This window comes from Pontibacter sp. YIM B11418, assembly GCF_059278805.1.
Map to the genome: position 1 here is coordinate 792561 of NZ_JCAEMH010000001.1, position 17390 is coordinate 809950.

At 50.8% G+C, this 17390-nt stretch carries 21 protein-coding genes and 1 tRNA gene; 16 read left to right on the top strand and 6 right to left on the bottom strand.

Annotated elements, in window-relative coordinates:
- Positions 1–318: 318 nt before the first annotated feature.
- Positions 319–1647: a Pycsar system effector family protein gene (locus AC4QZR_RS03595; RefSeq protein ID WP_494479658.1), complete on the top strand. Its 1329-nt coding sequence runs from the start codon at positions 319–321 to the stop codon at positions 1645–1647.
- A gap of 137 nt (positions 1648–1784) precedes the next feature.
- On the opposite strand, the gene AC4QZR_RS03600 is transcribed toward AC4QZR_RS03595, so the two are convergent.
- On the bottom strand, positions 1785–3080 hold the full coding sequence (locus AC4QZR_RS03600; RefSeq protein ID WP_494479659.1) for a hemolysin family protein: 1296 nt from the start codon (positions 3078–3080) through the stop codon (positions 1785–1787).
- A gap of 329 nt (positions 3081–3409) precedes the next feature.
- Between AC4QZR_RS03600 and AC4QZR_RS03605 the strand changes: the two genes are divergently transcribed.
- Positions 3410–3484 (top strand) — tRNA-Arg (locus AC4QZR_RS03605).
- 148 nt (positions 3485–3632) lie between these two features.
- On the top strand, positions 3633–3968 hold the full coding sequence (locus tag AC4QZR_RS03610) for a hypothetical protein (protein ID WP_253401078.1): 336 nt from the start codon (positions 3633–3635) through the stop codon (positions 3966–3968).
- Positions 3969–4040: 72 nt separating this feature from the next.
- On the opposite strand, the gene AC4QZR_RS03615 is transcribed toward AC4QZR_RS03610, so the two are convergent.
- On the bottom strand, positions 4041–4409 hold the full coding sequence (locus AC4QZR_RS03615; RefSeq protein WP_494479660.1) for a T9SS type A sorting domain-containing protein: 369 nt from the start codon (positions 4407–4409) through the stop codon (positions 4041–4043).
- A 161-nt stretch (positions 4410–4570) separates the two neighbouring features.
- Between AC4QZR_RS03615 and AC4QZR_RS03620 the strand changes: the two genes are divergently transcribed.
- From AC4QZR_RS03620 to AC4QZR_RS03640, 5 genes are all read left to right on the top strand, one after another.
- The gene (locus tag AC4QZR_RS03620) at positions 4571–5680 is read left to right on the top strand and encodes an NAD(P)/FAD-dependent oxidoreductase (RefSeq protein WP_494479661.1); all 1110 of its coding nucleotides are present in this window, start codon (positions 4571–4573) and stop codon (positions 5678–5680) included.
- Between the two features lie 178 nt (positions 5681–5858).
- Entirely contained in the window at positions 5859–6980 is a 1122-nt protein-coding gene (locus AC4QZR_RS03625; RefSeq protein WP_494479662.1) for a type III polyketide synthase, read from the top strand.
- Positions 6961–7662 (top strand): methyltransferase domain-containing protein, encoded by a 702-nt coding sequence (locus AC4QZR_RS03630; RefSeq protein ID WP_494479663.1) that lies wholly within the window; start codon positions 6961–6963, stop codon positions 7660–7662. Before AC4QZR_RS03625 ends, AC4QZR_RS03630 begins: the two co-directional genes overlap by 20 nt.
- Before the next feature lie 39 nt (positions 7663–7701).
- Positions 7702–7878 (top strand): hypothetical protein, encoded by a 177-nt coding sequence (locus AC4QZR_RS03635; protein ID WP_494479664.1) that lies wholly within the window; start codon positions 7702–7704, stop codon positions 7876–7878.
- A 23-nt stretch (positions 7879–7901) separates the two neighbouring features.
- Entirely contained in the window at positions 7902–8114 is a 213-nt protein-coding gene (locus AC4QZR_RS03640; protein WP_494479665.1) for a hypothetical protein, read from the top strand.
- 2 nt (positions 8115–8116) lie between these two features.
- On the opposite strand, the gene AC4QZR_RS03645 is transcribed toward AC4QZR_RS03640, so the two are convergent.
- Entirely contained in the window at positions 8117–9019 is a 903-nt protein-coding gene (locus tag AC4QZR_RS03645; protein ID WP_494479666.1) for a histone deacetylase family protein, read from the bottom strand.
- 554 nt (positions 9020–9573) lie between these two features.
- On the opposite strand from AC4QZR_RS03645, the gene AC4QZR_RS03650 reads away from it, so the two are divergent.
- The 3 genes from AC4QZR_RS03650 (at position 9574) to AC4QZR_RS03660 (ending at position 11772) form a co-directional block, all read left to right on the top strand.
- Complete coding sequence (locus tag AC4QZR_RS03650; RefSeq protein ID WP_494479667.1) at positions 9574–10203, top strand: porin family protein; 630 nt, start codon at positions 9574–9576, stop codon at positions 10201–10203.
- Between the two features lie 176 nt (positions 10204–10379).
- Complete coding sequence (locus AC4QZR_RS03655; RefSeq protein ID WP_494479668.1) at positions 10380–11102, top strand: YceI family protein; 723 nt, start codon at positions 10380–10382, stop codon at positions 11100–11102.
- 124 nt (positions 11103–11226) lie between these two features.
- Positions 11227–11772, top strand: coding sequence for a DUF6992 family protein (locus AC4QZR_RS03660; RefSeq protein ID WP_494479669.1), 546 nt, complete (start codon positions 11227–11229; stop codon positions 11770–11772).
- Positions 11773–11977: 205 nt separating this feature from the next.
- Here AC4QZR_RS03660 and AC4QZR_RS03665 read toward each other — a convergent pair whose 3' ends face one another.
- Complete coding sequence (locus AC4QZR_RS03665; RefSeq protein ID WP_494479670.1) at positions 11978–12535, bottom strand: type 1 glutamine amidotransferase domain-containing protein; 558 nt, start codon at positions 12533–12535, stop codon at positions 11978–11980.
- Between the two features lie 257 nt (positions 12536–12792).
- Between AC4QZR_RS03665 and AC4QZR_RS03670 the strand changes: the two genes are divergently transcribed.
- Positions 12793–13149 (top strand): TlpA disulfide reductase family protein, encoded by a 357-nt coding sequence (locus AC4QZR_RS03670; protein WP_494479671.1) that lies wholly within the window; start codon positions 12793–12795, stop codon positions 13147–13149.
- Positions 13150–13158: 9 nt separating this feature from the next.
- Positions 13159–13794, top strand: coding sequence for a thioredoxin family protein (locus tag AC4QZR_RS03675; protein ID WP_494479672.1), 636 nt, complete (start codon positions 13159–13161; stop codon positions 13792–13794).
- A 1-nt stretch (position 13795) separates the two neighbouring features.
- Here the strand turns inward: AC4QZR_RS03675 and AC4QZR_RS03680 are convergent, their stop codons facing one another.
- Positions 13796–14173: a hypothetical protein gene (locus AC4QZR_RS03680; RefSeq protein ID WP_494479673.1), complete on the bottom strand. Its 378-nt coding sequence runs from the start codon at positions 14171–14173 to the stop codon at positions 13796–13798.
- Between the two features lie 291 nt (positions 14174–14464).
- Between AC4QZR_RS03680 and AC4QZR_RS03685 the strand changes: the two genes are divergently transcribed.
- The 3 genes from AC4QZR_RS03685 to AC4QZR_RS03695 all read left to right on the top strand — a co-directional run bounded on the left by AC4QZR_RS03685 (position 14465) and on the right by AC4QZR_RS03695 (position 16963).
- Positions 14465–15085 (top strand): C40 family peptidase, encoded by a 621-nt coding sequence (locus tag AC4QZR_RS03685; protein ID WP_494479674.1) that lies wholly within the window; start codon positions 14465–14467, stop codon positions 15083–15085.
- Between the two features lie 179 nt (positions 15086–15264).
- Positions 15265–15957 carry a DUF1232 domain-containing protein gene (locus AC4QZR_RS03690; protein ID WP_494479675.1) on the top strand — a complete coding sequence of 231 codons (693 nt, stop codon included), beginning with the start codon at positions 15265–15267 and terminating at the stop codon, positions 15955–15957.
- A 265-nt stretch (positions 15958–16222) separates the two neighbouring features.
- Complete coding sequence (locus AC4QZR_RS03695) at positions 16223–16963, top strand: M48 family metallopeptidase (RefSeq protein ID WP_494479676.1); 741 nt, start codon at positions 16223–16225, stop codon at positions 16961–16963.
- A 168-nt stretch (positions 16964–17131) separates the two neighbouring features.
- Here AC4QZR_RS03695 and AC4QZR_RS03700 read toward each other — a convergent pair whose 3' ends face one another.
- Positions 17132–17389 (bottom strand): acyl carrier protein, encoded by a 258-nt coding sequence (locus tag AC4QZR_RS03700; RefSeq protein WP_494479677.1) that lies wholly within the window; start codon positions 17387–17389, stop codon positions 17132–17134.
- Position 17390: the final 1 nt, after the last annotated feature.

Here is a 17390-nt window from a genome sequence, read left to right on the forward strand (position 1 = left end):
TTCTGTGTGTACGGGGTGTCCTGTCTAGCGAAAGCAAGCGTGGCGGCAACAACACTTCGTTTGGAGATGTGCTTGCTGTCGTTCGGCAAGGACTAAAAGCGATGGTTGGTTTCGGTAGTGCATGGTTGGTGTCAGCGCCTGAAGGTAACATCGGGGTTACGTCCGGGCTGAGATAAATAACGTAGGGCAGCTGCATTAAGTTTTTGCTTTACTATATAGGGCATTGTGTGCATCGTGGTCGGTCCTTTCAACAAAAACCGGTATTCACCGTAACGGCAAAAGAATACAAGCACCACCCTATAACCGCCGCTCACAACTATGCACCACTTGCAGAGCTCCCTGACCATGGCGGCAGATACCATTATGGAAGAACAAGATATCGTCAAGCAAGCCAGTGAGTACGTTTTCAGGCTTTTTAAGGAACAGCTGTCCAAGAAGCTTGTCTATCACAATTACAAACACACTTTCGAGACTGCCAATGAAGCCCGGCAACTGGGCGAACTGTACGGTTTTAGCCCTGAGGAACTGCAGGACCTGGAGCTGGCCGCCTGGTTTCATGATACGGGTTATATTAAAACCTACGACGGGCACGAGGAAGAAAGCGTAGGTTATGCTACTTCCTGGCTGCAGAAGATGAACTACCCACCTGAGCGCATCGCCCGTGTGACTGACTGCATCATGGCCACCAGGCACGGTATCAAACCCCAGTCCCTGCTGCAGGAGGTGATCGTGGATGCGGACATGGCCAATATCGGCAAAGAAACCTTTTTCGCCACAGCCGAACTGCTGCGTGTGGAGTGGGAAATATTCAAAGACAAGTTTTTCACAGATCAGGAGTGGGCACAGTTTCAGATGGAGTTTCTGCTCTCCACCACTTTTTACACCGCGAAGGCCCAGCACAAATATGCCGAGCAGCTCGGCCTGAACATACAGGAGCAGCGCAACCAGCTGCAGAAAGAGTCGAAGAAGCTGAAGAAGGAAGAGAAAGAGCAGCGCGAGACACTGGCCCAGCCCAAGCGCGGCATCGAAACCATGTTTCGCAACACCTACCGCACGCACCTGAACCTGAGCGCCATCGCCGACAACAAGGCCAACATGATGATCAGCCTCAACGCCATCATCATGTCCGTAATCATCACCTACCTGAGCACCAAGACCTCCATTACGGGGGCTGAGTTTGCCCAGCACCGTTCGCTGCTTATACCGGTGGGCACGCTGTTGCTCACCACGCTCGGCTCGGTGATCTTCGCCATTATTTCAGCGCAGCCGGAGGTGACAAGTTTCTCTTTCAACCGAAAGAAGATCGACAGCAAAAAAGTGAACCTGCTCTTCTTCGGCAACTTCACCAACATCCCGCTGGAGGATTTCCAAAACGGTATGCACGAGATCATGCGCGACAAGCAATCGCTTTATACGAACATGATCACCGACATCTATTATCTGGGTGAGGTGCTGAGCCGCAAGTATAAGATCCTGCGTATTTCTTACTCTATTTTTATGGTGGGGTTAATCTTGACCGTGATCGCCTTCGGCATTTCCATCGCCCTGTACGACGAACCTATGCTGGAACCGACCCCACAGGAGCAGACCACGCAGGGTCAACAAACTCCGCAAGAACAGAACCCACAGCAACGGACCAACCAGTAAATAGTGGGTATAAGCTAAGGCCTGTGCAAGTTGGCGAAAGCACGCTACCAGACCGAAAAGTACAAAACAGGAAGAGAGCCTAGCTACTGCTGCCAGGCTCTCTTTTTTTGGAGATTAGATTGGTCTACTGATTCAGGCTAAGATGCTTCTTCGCTTTCAATGGACTTTAAAATAACCTTGTCCACCCTGAAACCATCCATGTCCACTATCTCGAACTCGTAGCCGCTGACCTGAAACTTGTCGCCGGCGACCGGCAGCTTGTCCAGTTCATAGGAAATGAATCCGGCTAGCGTTACGTAGTTGTCGGCATCCTTAGGTATAACTTCCCGCCTCAGTTCCCGGTTGAGGTCATATATCTCCATAGAGCCGTTCACGAGAAGCGACCCATCATCTCTTTTCACAACATCCGGTTCATCATGCTCGTCCACGTCCGGAATGTCTCCCACAATGGCTTCCAGGATGTCATGCAGCGTGATGATACCTTCACTCGAACCGTATTCATCCACTACAATGCCCAGGTACTGCTTCTGCTTTTTGAAAATGTTCAACACTACGCTTACCATCATCGTTTCGGGGATGTAAATGGGCGGCTGCAGGACACTTTGTAGCGGTTCCCCGTTATTCTCCGCCAGATACTCGTAGAAGCGCTTTGCCGTCAGTATCCCGATGATCTTATCGAAGCTGCCATCGCCCACCGGAAATTTAGAGTGTGCGCTGTGCTGAATCATATCCCGGATGGCTTCGATGGGTTGATTGATGTCGATGTACTCCACATCCATGCGGTGGGTGCGCAGGTTTTTGGCGCGCTGCTCGGAGTAAGTGAAAATGTTCTGGTGCAGCTGAATTTCTTCTTTGGCCAGAATGCCCTGCTTGCCTGCTGTCTTTATAATCTGCCGGAGCTCTTCCTCTGACATCTTCTCTTCTGAGGGTTCCTTGATGCCGAGCACTTTAATGACCAGATTAGTGGAGCCGGAGAGTAGCTTCACCAGCGGTAGGGTAAGGGTGGTGAATACCCTGATGATGGGCGCTACAAAAAGGGCGATGTTGTCGGCATTGCCAAGCGCTATGGTTTTGGGTATCAGCTCCCCGATCACGATGGTGAAGTAAGTGATAAGTCCAATCACCAGCACAATGGAGAGCGTATCGGCGTATGGCGCCAGGAAATCTATACCTACTAGCCACTGCCTCATATCGTCGGACAGCGCGGCCCCGCCATAGGCACCAGACACAATACCGATAAGCGTGATACCGACCTGTATGGCTGACAGGAAATTCTCCGGCGATTCGAGTAATTTCAAAACCGTCTCCGCATTTTTGCTTCCCTGCTTTGCTTTGTTCATAATCCTGTTTCTGTTAACGGAGATGATGGACAGTTCTGACAAGGCGAAGAAGCCGTTTAACAGGGTCAGGAGTATTAAAATGACAATTTCCATAAAGGTGTCGGGTAGTGAGAAAGATGAATTACCTGCCTTTATACCTGATGCGATGAAAAGAGTATAAAGAATGCCACTAATTTAAGTAAATCCTCAGCAAAGCATGCTGTTAATGACACGCGGCATCTTACAAGCATAAAATCATACTTTATTTAAACGTTATACGCCTTTTATGATGTAACCAGAAAAGTTATCTTTGCACACTCAGTAATTATACTTTGTGCTGTTTAGCTGAAGTTCAGGAAAACGTGTAACACAAAGCGTAGCGCATTTTTACAGACAAAGGTATGAGTAGGCTGAAATGAACCAGCCAGGTATAAAGTCCATAAGGCCCTGTAGTTCAATGGATAGAATAGGAGTTTCCTAAACTTTAGATAGCAGTTCGATTCTGCTCAGGGCCACCATTTTAAGAGTTGTTTTTCAGCGTGATCAGGGAACTAAAACCCAGCGGCTCGTCTTAATAGTAAGAGCCTGAGATACTTTGCTAATTCACTATATTTTCGAATTTATATTTTCTTTGCTATATTGGAGCTGAAGCCACTCTCTAACACCATGAAAACAACTTTAACAGTATGCTTGCTGGCCCTTTTTGCCAGCCTTGCTGCCTGCAACAGCGAACAGAGAAGCATGGAAGTGGACGGTTCTGAAGCTACCGTAGCCAGTGAGACCGGGGAACTCCCCATAGATGTGCTGTATGCCACCAGGCCCCTGATGGGCGGGGAAGTATACAAAACAGCCAGCTTTCAGGCGGCCAGCCTGCTTCACTTCGACACCACGCAGGTCATCCAGGTGCTCGACACATCCGATGTGATGTTTGTGAAAGCCCGCGTGCACCGAGACACCACCGCATATACCGGGTTTGTATCCAAAGCTATCCTGCCGGAATAATTGGCTTAAGCGTAAAACAAGAAAGGCCGCTCTGTTTGCAGAGCGGCCTTTCTTGTTTTTATCAATGCTGCTTTATTTAACGACTACCCGTCTGACAGAACTGTAGCCGTCAGCTTCGATCTTGACATAGTATAGCCCCTTGGCAAGCCGGGTCAGGTCTACGGTCTTGGTTGCATGAATGTCAGGGCGGCTGATCACTTCATGATACACCTCGTTTCCAATCACATTTAAAATGCGCAACTCCACCTGCTGGGTATTAAGCTGGGCAAACGAAATCGTAAAAACCCCGTTGTTGGGGTTAGGATAAATAGCAACTTCCTTTTCCTGTTGCTCCAGGCTCTTACTCTTCGTATCAGCTTGCACGGGAACAGGATCGCGTACCTGGGCATCTGCCAGTAAGACTGTCATAGAGAAAAAGAAAGTAAGTATAATTTGCTTCATATTGAAAATTAAGATTTTGTCCTTCTGATTATATACAAAAGTTGTTCCATATTGTTAACGTTTGGAGCAACAATTTGTTCTTGCATTTTACGCACCAAATCAGATGCTTTCACCAAATAACAGAAAGTTTTTTTGGACTTAAAACATATTGCCTGTCAATTATGCAGATAGCCGTTATCGGAGGGGGCCTTGCCGGGCTGACCAGTGCAATCGCACTGGCCAACCAAGGACTTTCTGTGACGCTGATCGAAAAAAAGTCCTACCCCTTGCATAAGGTATGTGGCGAATACGTCTCGAACGAAGTACTGCCTTATTTGCGTGCCATCGGAGCCGACCCGGCAGGGCTTCAGCCTGCTTCAATTTCGCGTTTTATGCTCACCTCCCCCAAAGGCGTTATACTGGAATCACCCCTCGACCTGGGAGGCTTTGGCGTGAGTCGCTATACCCTTGATCACTTCCTTTACCAGGTGGCGCTGGCGAAAGGGGTGCAGGTACAGCTGCAGACGGTGGTGCAGGACGTGCAATTCGCAGACAATCAGTTTTCGCTAAAATTATCCAACGGCGACACACTTCGAGCTGAAGTAGCACTGGGGGCCTATGGCAAGCGCAGCACCCTCGACCGGCAACTCAACCGCTCCTTTTTTGCAAAACGCTCCCCTTACATTGGCGTCAAATACCACCTGCGCCTCGACATGCCAGCCGATCTCATCGCTCTGCATAATTTTGAGGATGGCTATGCCGGCATATCGGCCATTGAGGACGGGCGCTACTGCTTCTGCTACCTGACTACTCGTGAGAACGTGCGCCGACACGGGTCTATACCTGACATGGAGCAGGCTATCCTTTATCAAAACCCGCACCTGCGCCGCATTTTTTCAGAGGCGGAATTTCTGTATGAGCAGCCGGAGGTCATCAACGAAATTTCCTTTGCCACCAAAACCTGCGTGGAAAACCATATGCTCATGTGCGGCGATGCGGCCGGCATGATCACCCCGCTTTGCGGCAACGGCATGGCCATGGCTATCCATGCAGGCAAGCTGGCGTCAGAGCAGGTGGTGCAATACTTCGAAAACGGTCGCAACCGCCAGGCCCTGGAGGCAGGCTATACCCTAGCTTGGGAACGGCAGTTCAAGCAGCGCTTGCAGCTGGGCCGCGCGGTGCAGCGGCTGTTTGGCAACCCATTGCTCTCGGAAGTGGCGGTGGGCACGCTGCGCTACCTGCCGGCAGCCGTGCACCTGATCATGCGCCAAACCCATGGGCAGCCCTTCTAACCCCGTACATCTTAAAACGCCCGCTTTCGTACTTATCCAAACCTGTAGCCACTTTTAGGAGGAAAGCCTGAACATGATAATTACTTGGCTGTTGCTGCTATACCTTAAGACACACTGACAGGATGCAGGTATAAGGCCCTATTGCTCTGAAACAAATTCTTAGAACACACACCAGCTTATGAAAAGCTATATATGCGGTATAGGCACAGCTAACCCTCCCAACAAAATGCCGCAAATGCAGGTAGTCGACTTTATGGCCGCGGCCCACCAGTTGGATGAAGAGGGAAGCCGCAAACTCAAGGCACTTTACCGTGTGTCAGGTATAGGCCAGCGCTACAGTGTGCTCACGGATTTTACCCGCCGCAACGGCGACTATACCTTCTTCCCCAACACCCCTGACCTGGAGCCTTTCCCCACCGTGCAGCAACGCATGGAGGTATACCGCAAGCACGCCCTCGATCTCTCGGAGCAAGCGGTGCGCAACTGCCTGGACCAGGTCAGCGGCACTTCCCTGCAGAGTCTGACGCACCTGATCACCGTGAGCTGCACCGGCATGTACGCACCCGGCCTCGACATTGAGCTCGTGGAACGGCTGGAGCTGAACTACAGTGTGCAGCGCACGGCCGTTAATTTCATGGGCTGCTACGCGGCCTTCAACGCCATCAAACTGGCCGACGCCATCTGCAAAGCTGATCCGAGTGCCCGAGTAATGCTGGTGTGTACCGAGATCTGCACTATCCATTTCCAGAAGAACCCGGAGCAGGACCACCTGGTATCCAATGCGCTCTTTGGCGACGGCGCGGCGGCGGTGCTCATGCAGGGCCAACCTTGTCAGGAAGTGAGCCTCGAGCTACAGTCTTTCCACTGCGATCTGGCTCCAGCAGGCAAGCGCGAAATGGCTTGGCACATCGGCGACACCGGCTTTGAAATGACGCTCTCCTCCTACGTGCCCGATCTGATCAAAAACGGCATCAAACAACTGACTGATCGCCTGCTGCAAGGGCTTCGTACCACCGTTTCGGAAATTAAACTTTTCGCCATACACCCCGGCGGGCGCCGCATTCTGGAAGTGATAGAACAGGAACTGGGCATGACCCGCGACGACAACCGCTTTGCTTACCGGGTGCTGCATGAGTTTGGTAATATGTCGTCGGCGACGGTGCTCTTTGTGCTGAAAGAGTTGATGGCGAGCCTGACCACGCAGGAAAAAGACGAACCGGTGCTGAGCTTTGCCTTTGGCCCCGGCCTCACATTGGAATCGATGCTATTGAAAGTGCACTATGCTGAAGCAAAGGTCTAACCAAGCCGAACTGATGGACGACCTCAACTTGTCTGGCGACGAGCTACGGCGCAACCTCGAAGAACTGGAAACCATCAATACTTGGCTGGGCGGCTATAAAGTAGTGCTCGATGCGCTGGAAAGGCTGTTAGCCGGGTATACGGGCCCTCCTCTGCGCCTGGCTGACATCGGCTGCGGTGGCGGCGACACATTGCGCCATATTGCCAAGTGGGCCCGCCGCAAAAACATCCCGATGCAACTCACAGGTATAGACGCCAACGACTTTATGGTGCGTTACGCCCGGCAGCGCTGCGGTGGCTTCCCTGAGATAGATCTGGTGCAGCATAATGTGTTTTCGGAGAGTTTTCAGCAGCAACAGTATGACATAATCGTTTGCAGCCTGTTCTGCCACCACTTCACCGACGAGCAACTCGTGAGCATGTTCCGGCAGCTGCACCGGCAGTCAGGTATAGCCGTTATCGTCAATGACCTGCACCGGCACTGGCTGGCTTATCATTCCATTAAAATACTAACCCGCTTTTTTTCAGAATCTCACCTGGTTAAAAACGACGCACCGCTCTCAGTTTGGCGGGCATTTCGAAAAGATGAGTTACAGCAACTGGTACAGGAGGCAGGTATAGACAGGTATAACCTGCGCTGGATGTGGGCTTTCAGGTGGCAGCTCCTTTTGAAAAAAGCTTAACAATTAGTACCTTAACAAGGTATACAAACCAACTCCCTTATGATGCGACGGATCAACGTGCCTTACCTGCTTTCGGTACTGCTGGCTGCCGTGGCGTTTTATTTCGCCTGGTCCCGTGAGTTTGTGACGAATGTATGGCTGGCACTGGCCCTTATTGCAACGCTGCTACCGGCTATCTACCTGGTGCTGCGGCACGCCCGCAACAGGTATGGCTGAATCGCTCACTTAACCCTTTTGACATGAACAAAAGCACGCTCAACTTCTGGATCCTTTTCATAGTTTCCATCATTATCTCAGTCCTGATTATCTCTGTTTTTGTAAAGGTGATCAAGATTGCGCTGTTTGTGATCCTGGTGCTTGTACTGGCTCCGATCGTTTACATTGTGCTCAAGCTGCTGCTCCCGGGAGCAAGAGGCAAGAGCGAGGACGACAAGCTGAAATCCAGACCTTAAGTTTAGAAAAAGAGCTGCTGCGCCAGCCGGAAAGTGTTGGCGTGCGCCTCTATAATATGCGCGATCTGTTTGGAGTAGCCGCCACCCATACTAACCGTGACAGGTATACGGTGGCGTGCGCAGGCTTCCAGCACCATGCGGTCGCGGGCTTTGCAACCGGCTATGCTCATGCCCAGTTTCCCGAGCTTATCGGTTGCTAGCACATCCACCCCCGACTGAAAAAACACAAACTCCGGTTGCTGCTCGTCCAGCAGCCGTGGCAGGTGCTCTCCCAGTAGTTTCAGGTAAGTTTTGTCATCCGTGCCCTCCGCCAACGGCACATCCAGGTCCGACTGCTCTTTGTGAAAAGGATAGTTGTGCCCGCCGTGCATGCTGAAGGTAAATACCCGCGGCTCATCCCGGAAAATCTGCGCCGTACCGTTGCCCTGGTGCACGTCCAGATCCACTACCAGCACTTTTTTGATACCCTTATACCTGAGCAGGTGATTGGCGGCGATGGCTATGTCGTTGAGCAGGCAGAAGCCCTCGCCCCTATCCGTAAAGGCATGGTGCGTGCCACCGGCGATATTCATGCCAATGCCGAACTCCAGCGCAAACAAGGCCGCCTGCAGCGTGCCATTCATGATCACCACCTCCCGCTGCACCAGCTGCTCTGATAACGGAAAGCCTGTTTTGCGGATCTCTGACGGACTCAGCTCCAGGTTGCGCAGGCGCTGCCAGTAGGTGGCGTCGTGGGTGTCGAGGATGTACTGTTCCTTGATTGGCTTGGGAGCGAAGAGATTGTCTTGGGTGATGGTACCTTCGTAAAGCAACTGCTCGGGCAGCAGGTCGTACTTGGCCATCGGGAAGCGATGGCCTTCGGGCAGGGAATGGGCAAATATCTCGGTCCAGGCAATTTTCAACATAACGTAAAATTAACATTTAAACCCCTTGACTGGTTTATCCACGAGTGCATTTTTGCTTTTTAAAAGGCACTCATACCTGTACTCCGGATGCATATTCAGGCTTCTGCTCTAATAAATTTCACCTCACTTATACCTGATTTTCAGTGCAATTACAAACGCACAACATTATGTAAAACACCCTTTGCACACCGGTGCATAAATTCTTGAAACCCTATATAATTGCCCACAAATGCCCATTCAGAATGTGGAAAAATGTGGATAACTATGTTGATTAGGGTGAATTATCCACCATTTCGTGTTAACTCTATGTTAATTTCAGGTAAATTTTCATCACCTTCCCTCCCATTGGGCAGTCCTTTCGGCACCACCTATACCCAGCGTAATCCAAAAAAGTGATGATTCCCTATCGATTCCGGCAAGACAAAAGCTATACCTGCAAGTCTATGCGAAAGCCTCATGCAACCTTAGTAAATATAAAACGCTATATATAACTTTATAAATTAATAATATGTAAGTTGTGCTACCGCAAACTTCTATTTAAACCAGCCAACACCATGAAAAAACCGATACTACTCTTCATTGCCTTCCTGATCTCAGCCGTTGCTTTTGCTCAAACTGAATACGGTCCTTCGACGGGGCAGCAGAATCATAACCTGTTTAGCGACTCCGGAAGAAATGCGGGCTTCGGCATTAAAGGTGGCGTGAACTTCGCCACACTCCGCGGCAGCGACAAAGAGGTGCTGGGCAATTTCAGTGGCCTCACTACTTTTCATGCTGGCGTCTATACCCAGTTTTCGCTGGGCAATACCTTCTCCATACAGCCGGAGGCGCTTTACTCTCGCAAAGGCATCGAGCGCAACGACTCCACTTTCCGTTTCGACTACCTGGAGGTACCGATTCTGGCCGTGTTCAATATCACCGAGACCGTAAGTGTGCATTTTGGTCCGCAGGTAGGCGTGCTGATGTCAGCCAAAGAAGAAGACACAGAAGTGAGCATAGAGCCGCTGAACACCTTTGCTTATGGCGTGGCGGCTGGAGCCGAGGCGCGTTTGAGTATCTTCAGGCTGGGAGCCCGCTACAATCTGGGGTTGGAGGACCTTCGCAAAGAAAATAACGAGGGGCAGAAAATCACTCAGGATTTGAAGCACGGCGTTTTCCAGGTATACCTGGGTGTCGGCTTTTAAGGAATTAATCACCTCCGATCAACCCGACGCAGGGACTTGGCAACAGGTCCCTGCTTTGTTTTAGCACAAATATAGAGCGTTCTGTTTCAGACCTTTGACTTTGCCTATCGTATTTTATAATAACGGGATAATGCGAAGAAATCACCCTTGTATCGACAGACACAGCGCCCATACTTATGAACACGTACAGATTGCGACCGTTCTATACCCTGCTTTGGACCCTGCTCGCTATTGCCGGCATGGCCTGCGACACCACTGTTAAAACGGACGAAGCGGAGATAGGTGCAGCCGCGAACTTCCTGGCTCCGGTTAACCCCGACCAAACCTTTCAGATCGACACGTCCAGGAGCACCGTCACATGGATAGGCGCTAAAGTGACGGGCCGCCACAACGGCCTTATCCCCATCAGGGAAGGCACCATCACGTTGCACAACGGCGAACTGCGCGGCGGGAAAACGGTCTTTGACATGGCGCATGTGCGATCGGAGGACAAGGCCATTGACCAGGCAGGTAACATGAAGCTGACAAACCAACTGCGCTCTGCCGATTTTTTTGCTGTGGAGCAGCATCCCACCGCCTCCTTTGTAATCACCACCATTGCCCCGTTTGACAGTACGGAGCGTCAGGAAACGCCTGCCCCCGCAGGGCACGCAAAACGAATGCGCGTCAAAGATCCAAATTACAGGATAACAGGCAACCTCACCATTAAGGATATCACCAAGAGCATCAGCTTCCCGGCCCGCATTGAGCAGGAAGACTCGGTGCTACGCGCCAAGGCCAATTTCAACATCGACCGTACGCACTGGAAGCTAAACTATGGCTCTGACAAATCGCTCGGGAACAGGACAATTTATCCGGCCGTAAATATTGGACTGGACATAGTAGCACATCGCCAATAAGCTATCCAGCAAACACTTACAGGCATAGTTGCGTTACAGCAATTGTATTGTTCCTGCATTTATTCCAGCCCGAATATGCTAAACTCACCCGTAGTTCGTTCCTACACAAACCATTTGTGCGCATATGATGAGAAAATACCTTTGCCTGTTGCCTCTTTTGCTACTTTGCCTCACGGCCAACGCCCAGGGCAGCGCCGCAGCGGCAATTAACTTAAAACAGGCAGAGACGCTGAAGTTCGGGATGCTGGCACTGGGAGTCTGGGCACTGATCAATATCCTGATCAGTAGCATCAAACTCACCAAGTCGTCGCGCAACAGGCGCTACTTTTTCCAGATGAACATCTACTGGAACATTGTCAACCTGATCATCGCGGGTGGCTCGCTCTATTATACTCTGTCGGTAGACGCTGGCGCACGCACGTTGCCCGAAACCGTGGACTACCACCAATGGGTTTTGAAGTTGCTATACCTGAGCATTGGTCTGGACCTGGCTTTTCTGATGCTGGCTGCCTACATGAAAGAAAAATCCCTGAGTTCGCCAAGGGCAGAGCAGTACCTGGGCTATGGGCAATCCATTACGCTGCAGGCGCTGTTTCTACTGTTGCTGGATATCGTACTGGTCGTACTACTGGAAGGTCACTCTGAACAGTTGCTGCGCCTGCTGCAGTAGGGCCGTTAAGCTCTAAATATCATTGTCAGCCCTTGACAAGACCATAAGATAGAGCGATATCCAGATTCTTTCCCTGAGGGGAGAATTCAAGTTGGAACCCGACTTTACTCCTCATACCTTACTAAGGTATAGGTATGATAAAAAACCGCCGTGCTATACCTGTTTCGGTATAACGCGGCGGTTTCTGTTTTCCGGTTATGCTTGTTTAGCGCGGCTCGTGGCGGCCTTCGGCAAATTCTTCCACTATCTTTTTGTTAAAGGCAGGTATATCGTCCGGCTTTCGACTGGTGATCAAACCATTGTCTACTACCACTTCCTGATCCACCCACTCGACGCCGGCGTTTTTCAGGTCAGTTTTTAGGGTATGGTAGCTGGTCATTTTTTTGCCCTTCAGTTTGCCGGTCTCAATCAGCGTCCAGGGGCCATGGCAGATGGCGGCTACGGGCTTGCCGCTCTCCATAAACTTGCTCACAAAGCGCACTACCTGCTCGTTCACACGCAGCTTGTCGGGGCTCATCACGCCACCAGGCAGCAGGAGAGCACTGTAGTCGTCGGCGTTTACCTTGTCTATCGTCTTATCAACCTTAAATTTGTCACCCCAATCGGTGTGGTTCCAGCCTTTCACTTCGCCTTCTTTCAGGGCAATGAGGTGGGTTTCGGCGCCTGCCTCTTCCAGGGCTTTTTTCGGCTCGGTCAGTTCTACCTGCTCAAAGCCATCGGTAACTACTATCGCTATCTTTTTTCCTTCCAGATTATTAGCCATTCTAAGTTCGTTTTTATAGTTTAACAATTGATATCGTCTATTCACAACGATTTAGAAGGCAAATTGTTAGAAAGCAGCAACAGCAATAGGGCTGTTCCCCATTTCGTTATAGCACCATGACCGTATACCTGAAGCAACTTATCTTACTACTGGCCCTGGGCTTTATCACCGGCACGGCTGCACATGCCCAGACCGTCACCACCATCAAGTTCGACCAGCTGCAGGAGCTGCGCTAGGCACCGCACGACACGCTGTATGTGGTGAATTTCTGGGCCACGTGGTGCAAGCCCTGCATCAAAGAGATGCCTTATTTTGAAGCCGCTCATGCCCAATACAAAGACCAGCCCGTTCGCGTAATTCTGGTGAGTATGGATGCCGTGCAGGACAAGGAGAAGCGTGTGCTGCCTTTTGTGGAAAAACGCAATTTACAGTCGCGGCTATACCTGCTCGACGAGCCCGATGGCAACACGTGGATAGACCGTATCGAGCCGAAGTGGTCGGGTGCTATACCTGCCACTATGTTTTTTAACAACAAGCGCGGGCAGTACGAGTTTATTGAGCGCGAAATCTCCCAGCAGGAGTTAAATGAACTGATCACCAAGTATAAACCATAACCTGACACTATGAAGAATAACCGAATACCGTTCCTTTACATGGCCTGCCTGCTGCTGGTGGGTGTGCTGATGGCAGCTATACCTGCCTCCGAAAACACTGGTTACCAGGTAGGCGACACAGCCCGTGACTTCAAACTGAAGAACGTGGATGGAAAGATGATCTCGATGGTCGACTACAAAGATGCCAAAGGCTTTATCGTGACCTTTACCTGCAACACCTGCCCCTACTCCGTGGCCTACGAAGACCGTATCATCGACCTGCACAACAAGTATGCGCCGCAAGGCTATCCGGTTATCGCCATTAACCCTAACGATGTGAAGGCATCGCCGAAGGACTCTTACAAACACATGCAGGTGCGCGCCAAAGAGAAGAACTTCCCGTTCCCGTACGTGTATGACGAAACACAGGAAATCACCAAAGCCTACGGAGCCACGCGCACGCCGCACCTCTATGTAGTGCAGAAACAGAAGGACGGTACTTTTAAGGTAGCCTACATCGGCACCATAGACGACAATTCACGCGAGCCGGAGAAAGTGCAGAAGAAATACGCCGAAGCCGCCCTTGACGAACTAGTAGCGGGCAAAGCCGTAAGCCAGCCCAACACCAAAGCGATTGGCTGCACCATTAAGTGGCGCGAAGCTTAGACTAGACTTCTTTTTTCACATCAGCAGGTATAGGCAGCTCGGTCGGATTGATCGAGCTGTCTGCTTTTTCAGCGATATGCATATCGCGCGCACCTTTCAGGCCAGCAATACGGGCCTCTACTTCATATTTGTTGTTCCAGTAGCCCACCCGCATCGACTCGCGCAGGTATAGCCACAGGAAGCGCAGGTAGCCGTGCTCCTGAAACTGCCGGATGTGGCAAAGCTCATGCGCCACCCAGCCACTGTCTTTCAGAAATCCGTCACGTTTCACACCGCTCAGGTGTATGGTTTTGCCTAATACCATGGCCACATTGCTGCTCCTGAGCACCATGCGGGCAATGCGCGCGAAGGGAGAGTTTTCAACAATTTTGTACTTCATTTTTGTAATGTTATACCTGCATCATGGTCTTTACGGATTAGGCCCCAAAATGCTCTAACGGGTGAAAATACTGTCTTGAAGGGTGAACCTTCTACCTTTTACCCGTGAGCATCAGCGATTTACTATATTGTCAGTTTAGAAAATTGTAGCTATTTTTGTCACTTCGTTCGTAAGTTATTCTATCTGTCGGACAGGTTGTAGGGTATAAAAGTCAATGCAAGACCTATACCATGCTACAACCATAAGGTGAAAAAGTTCGCTGCTACAGCAGTGCGAAACATGCTAAACCCTATGACAAAAACGATCATACTGAGCGTACTGGCCCTTATTTCCATCGCTCTTTCTTTCTTTTACGATGTAAAAGCGCCCGAGTCGACGCCAGCCGAACCGGAAACTGCCGCCCTCCTGCTGCACCCGGTGCAGACCGGTGAGGACATCGCCAGAGTCCTGGAACTCTCAGTGCCGCTGGACCTCAGCGAGCCAATTGATTCCTCGTTTTACCAGCGCTACTCCCGCAAACTGGGCCTCAAGCTCGACTACAGCGAAGACAAGGACCTGCTCAAAACTGTTTCCAGCTGGCTGGGCACGCCCTACAGCTATGGAAGCAGCTCTAAAAGAGGCACTGATTGCTCTGGCTTTGTAACCCGCATCTACAGCGACGTATACGGCATCGACCTGAGTAGGAGTTCCCGCTCCATGTTCGACGACGTGACCCGCATCCGCAAAGACAGCGTGCGCACCGGCGATCTGGTGTTCTTCCGCCGCGGCCCCAAACAACCGATCTTCCATGTGGGCATCTACCTCAAAGACAATAAGTTTGTGCACTCTGCCACCAGCGGCGGGGTGATGGTCAGTTCACTGAAAGAGCCCTATTACCGCAACTACTACTATGCGGCCGGCCGCGTGGACTAATCCCATACCTTCCTGACAGATTTCGAGAAAGGGCTGCAGCATAAAGCATCCCTTTTTTCGTTTACAGGATACAACAAAATTACTTGTGGCAAGGTATAGGAAGCTTGTTAGGAGTTGAGCAACTTGCGCCCGATTCGCATAACCCCTGCACAAGGGCCATACAAAATCACAGACACTTTATGACAGAGCAAAATACGCAAAACCAGCAACAACAGCGCCCGGACGGAAGCACCATCTCCCAGAGCCCGCTCTTTAAAAACATCCTCAAAAAGGCCGAGAAGTACCTGGAGCACCCTTCGCAGGTGGTGAAGCTTCTGAACGATGCCTTTAAGAAAGCCACCGCCAAGAAAAGCCTCGGCACGATAGCCTCCGAAGTGTGGGAAAGTTTCCAGGTGCTTTCGCACATGATCAGGGCGGCCGTGAACGGGGAGTACAAAGGTATACCGAACACGACCCTTGTGGGTGGGGTAGCCGTTATCCTGTACTTTTTGATGCCGCTTGACCTGATTCCGGACTTTATACCGGTGATCGGCCTTTTGGACGATGCCGCCCTATTGGCCTGGTTTATGGCCAGCATCAAGTCTGAGCTGGACCGCTTTAAGGAGTGGGACAGCGAACGACAGGCACAACAGAAAACCGTGCACTACATGGAGCCACACCACGCCGACAGCTCCTTTGGCACGCCAAAGTACAGCGACCAGCCTGCCGGCACCACCGAAGTTCGTCACGAAGGCACGGCGCCCGCTTCGCAGGGGCACGACACCGAAAACCTGGGCCACCACGAGCCGATCGTGCGCGCCTCCACGACCGACAGCAGCCGTGTACCCAAAGACCCACATGACGATGTTCCGGACGGCGGAAACATCCGCTAAACCCAATCTAAAGTAGAATTACATAAAAAGCTGCCCATAAAGGCGGCTTTTTTTATGCCTTTTTACCGGCTCGCAGGAGTGTTTACGCAAGCCAGGTAACCGTGTAACACAGCTTAAAAAAATACATTCTGACTGCACAATATAGTACTATTCAAATACTGAAATTTGAAATAATTTAGAAAAAAGCCACTTGGCTATTAGTTTCCTAAGGAATTAATTTTCTATATTTGGACTGATGATTGTGTATTTTTAACTTTTAGCCAAGGTGTCTTCATCATTTCTACGACTAACATCCGTTAATCTTCACATCGACGGAATCGGGAAGGTTCTGATCGAACGAAGCGACAAGGCCAAGCGTCTTAGCATCAGTGTGCGCCCTATCAAAGGTATACGCGTGGCAGTGCCTCCCCATATCAGCTTTGAGAAAGCCGAGCAGCTTATTTATACCAAAAGCGATTGGATAAAAGAGCATCAGGCCCGCATGAAGCAGCAGGAGGCCCGCGTGACCATGTACGATGGCAACACCGACTTCAGGACCCGCAACCATACCCTGCGCCTGCTCACGCACGCCCAGTACACCATGCGCTGTGTGATCGAGAACGGTTACATCAACGTGTTCTACCCGGCCTACAAAGACGTGCGCGACAGCGACGTGCAGAAGTTCATCCGCAAGTCGATTGAAGAAGCTTACCGCAAAGAGGCCAAGGGGTATTTGCCGGAACGTGTTAAGTTCTTTGCCGACAAGTTTGGCTTCGACTACCAGAATGTGTTCATCAAGAATGCCAAATCGCGTTGGGGAAGCTGCTCACACACCAACAACATTAACCTGAACCTGCACCTGATGCGCCTGCCCGACTCGCTCTGCGACTATGTGATCCTACATGAACTGGCACACACCATCGAGAAGAACCACGGCTCAGGCTTCTGGTCGCTGCTCGACAAGGTTTGCCCTAACTCAAAGGTACTCGACCAAAAGCTGAAGGCTTACCGTATTTCCATCTACTAAAATAATTGCTTATCGAAAGAACGCTTACTATACCTTACTATTTGAAAACATACGCATAACAGCAGTCGCACAGGAACTCACACTACCCTTCGTGCTGTTGTTTCACCAAATAAAAAGCGGCCGGGGTTTGCACCCCGGCCGCTCCTGTTTATAACGTTACAAATTCGATCAGCTGGCTTTCTGCATCGTATGTGATGCCACAAAGTCCACGAAGTCGCCCACCGTGTTGATCGGAACTTCGTCCGGAATGGTGATCTGGAAATTTTTTTCCAACTCCAGGATGATATCCACTACATCCACCACATCAAAGCCGAAATCCTTTTCCAGACGGGCATTTGCCTGCAGACGGGCAGGCCTAATTTCCTTGGTTTTGCTAATGATACGGATCACCTCGCGTTCAATAGTCTTGTCTGTTGTTGCAATCATA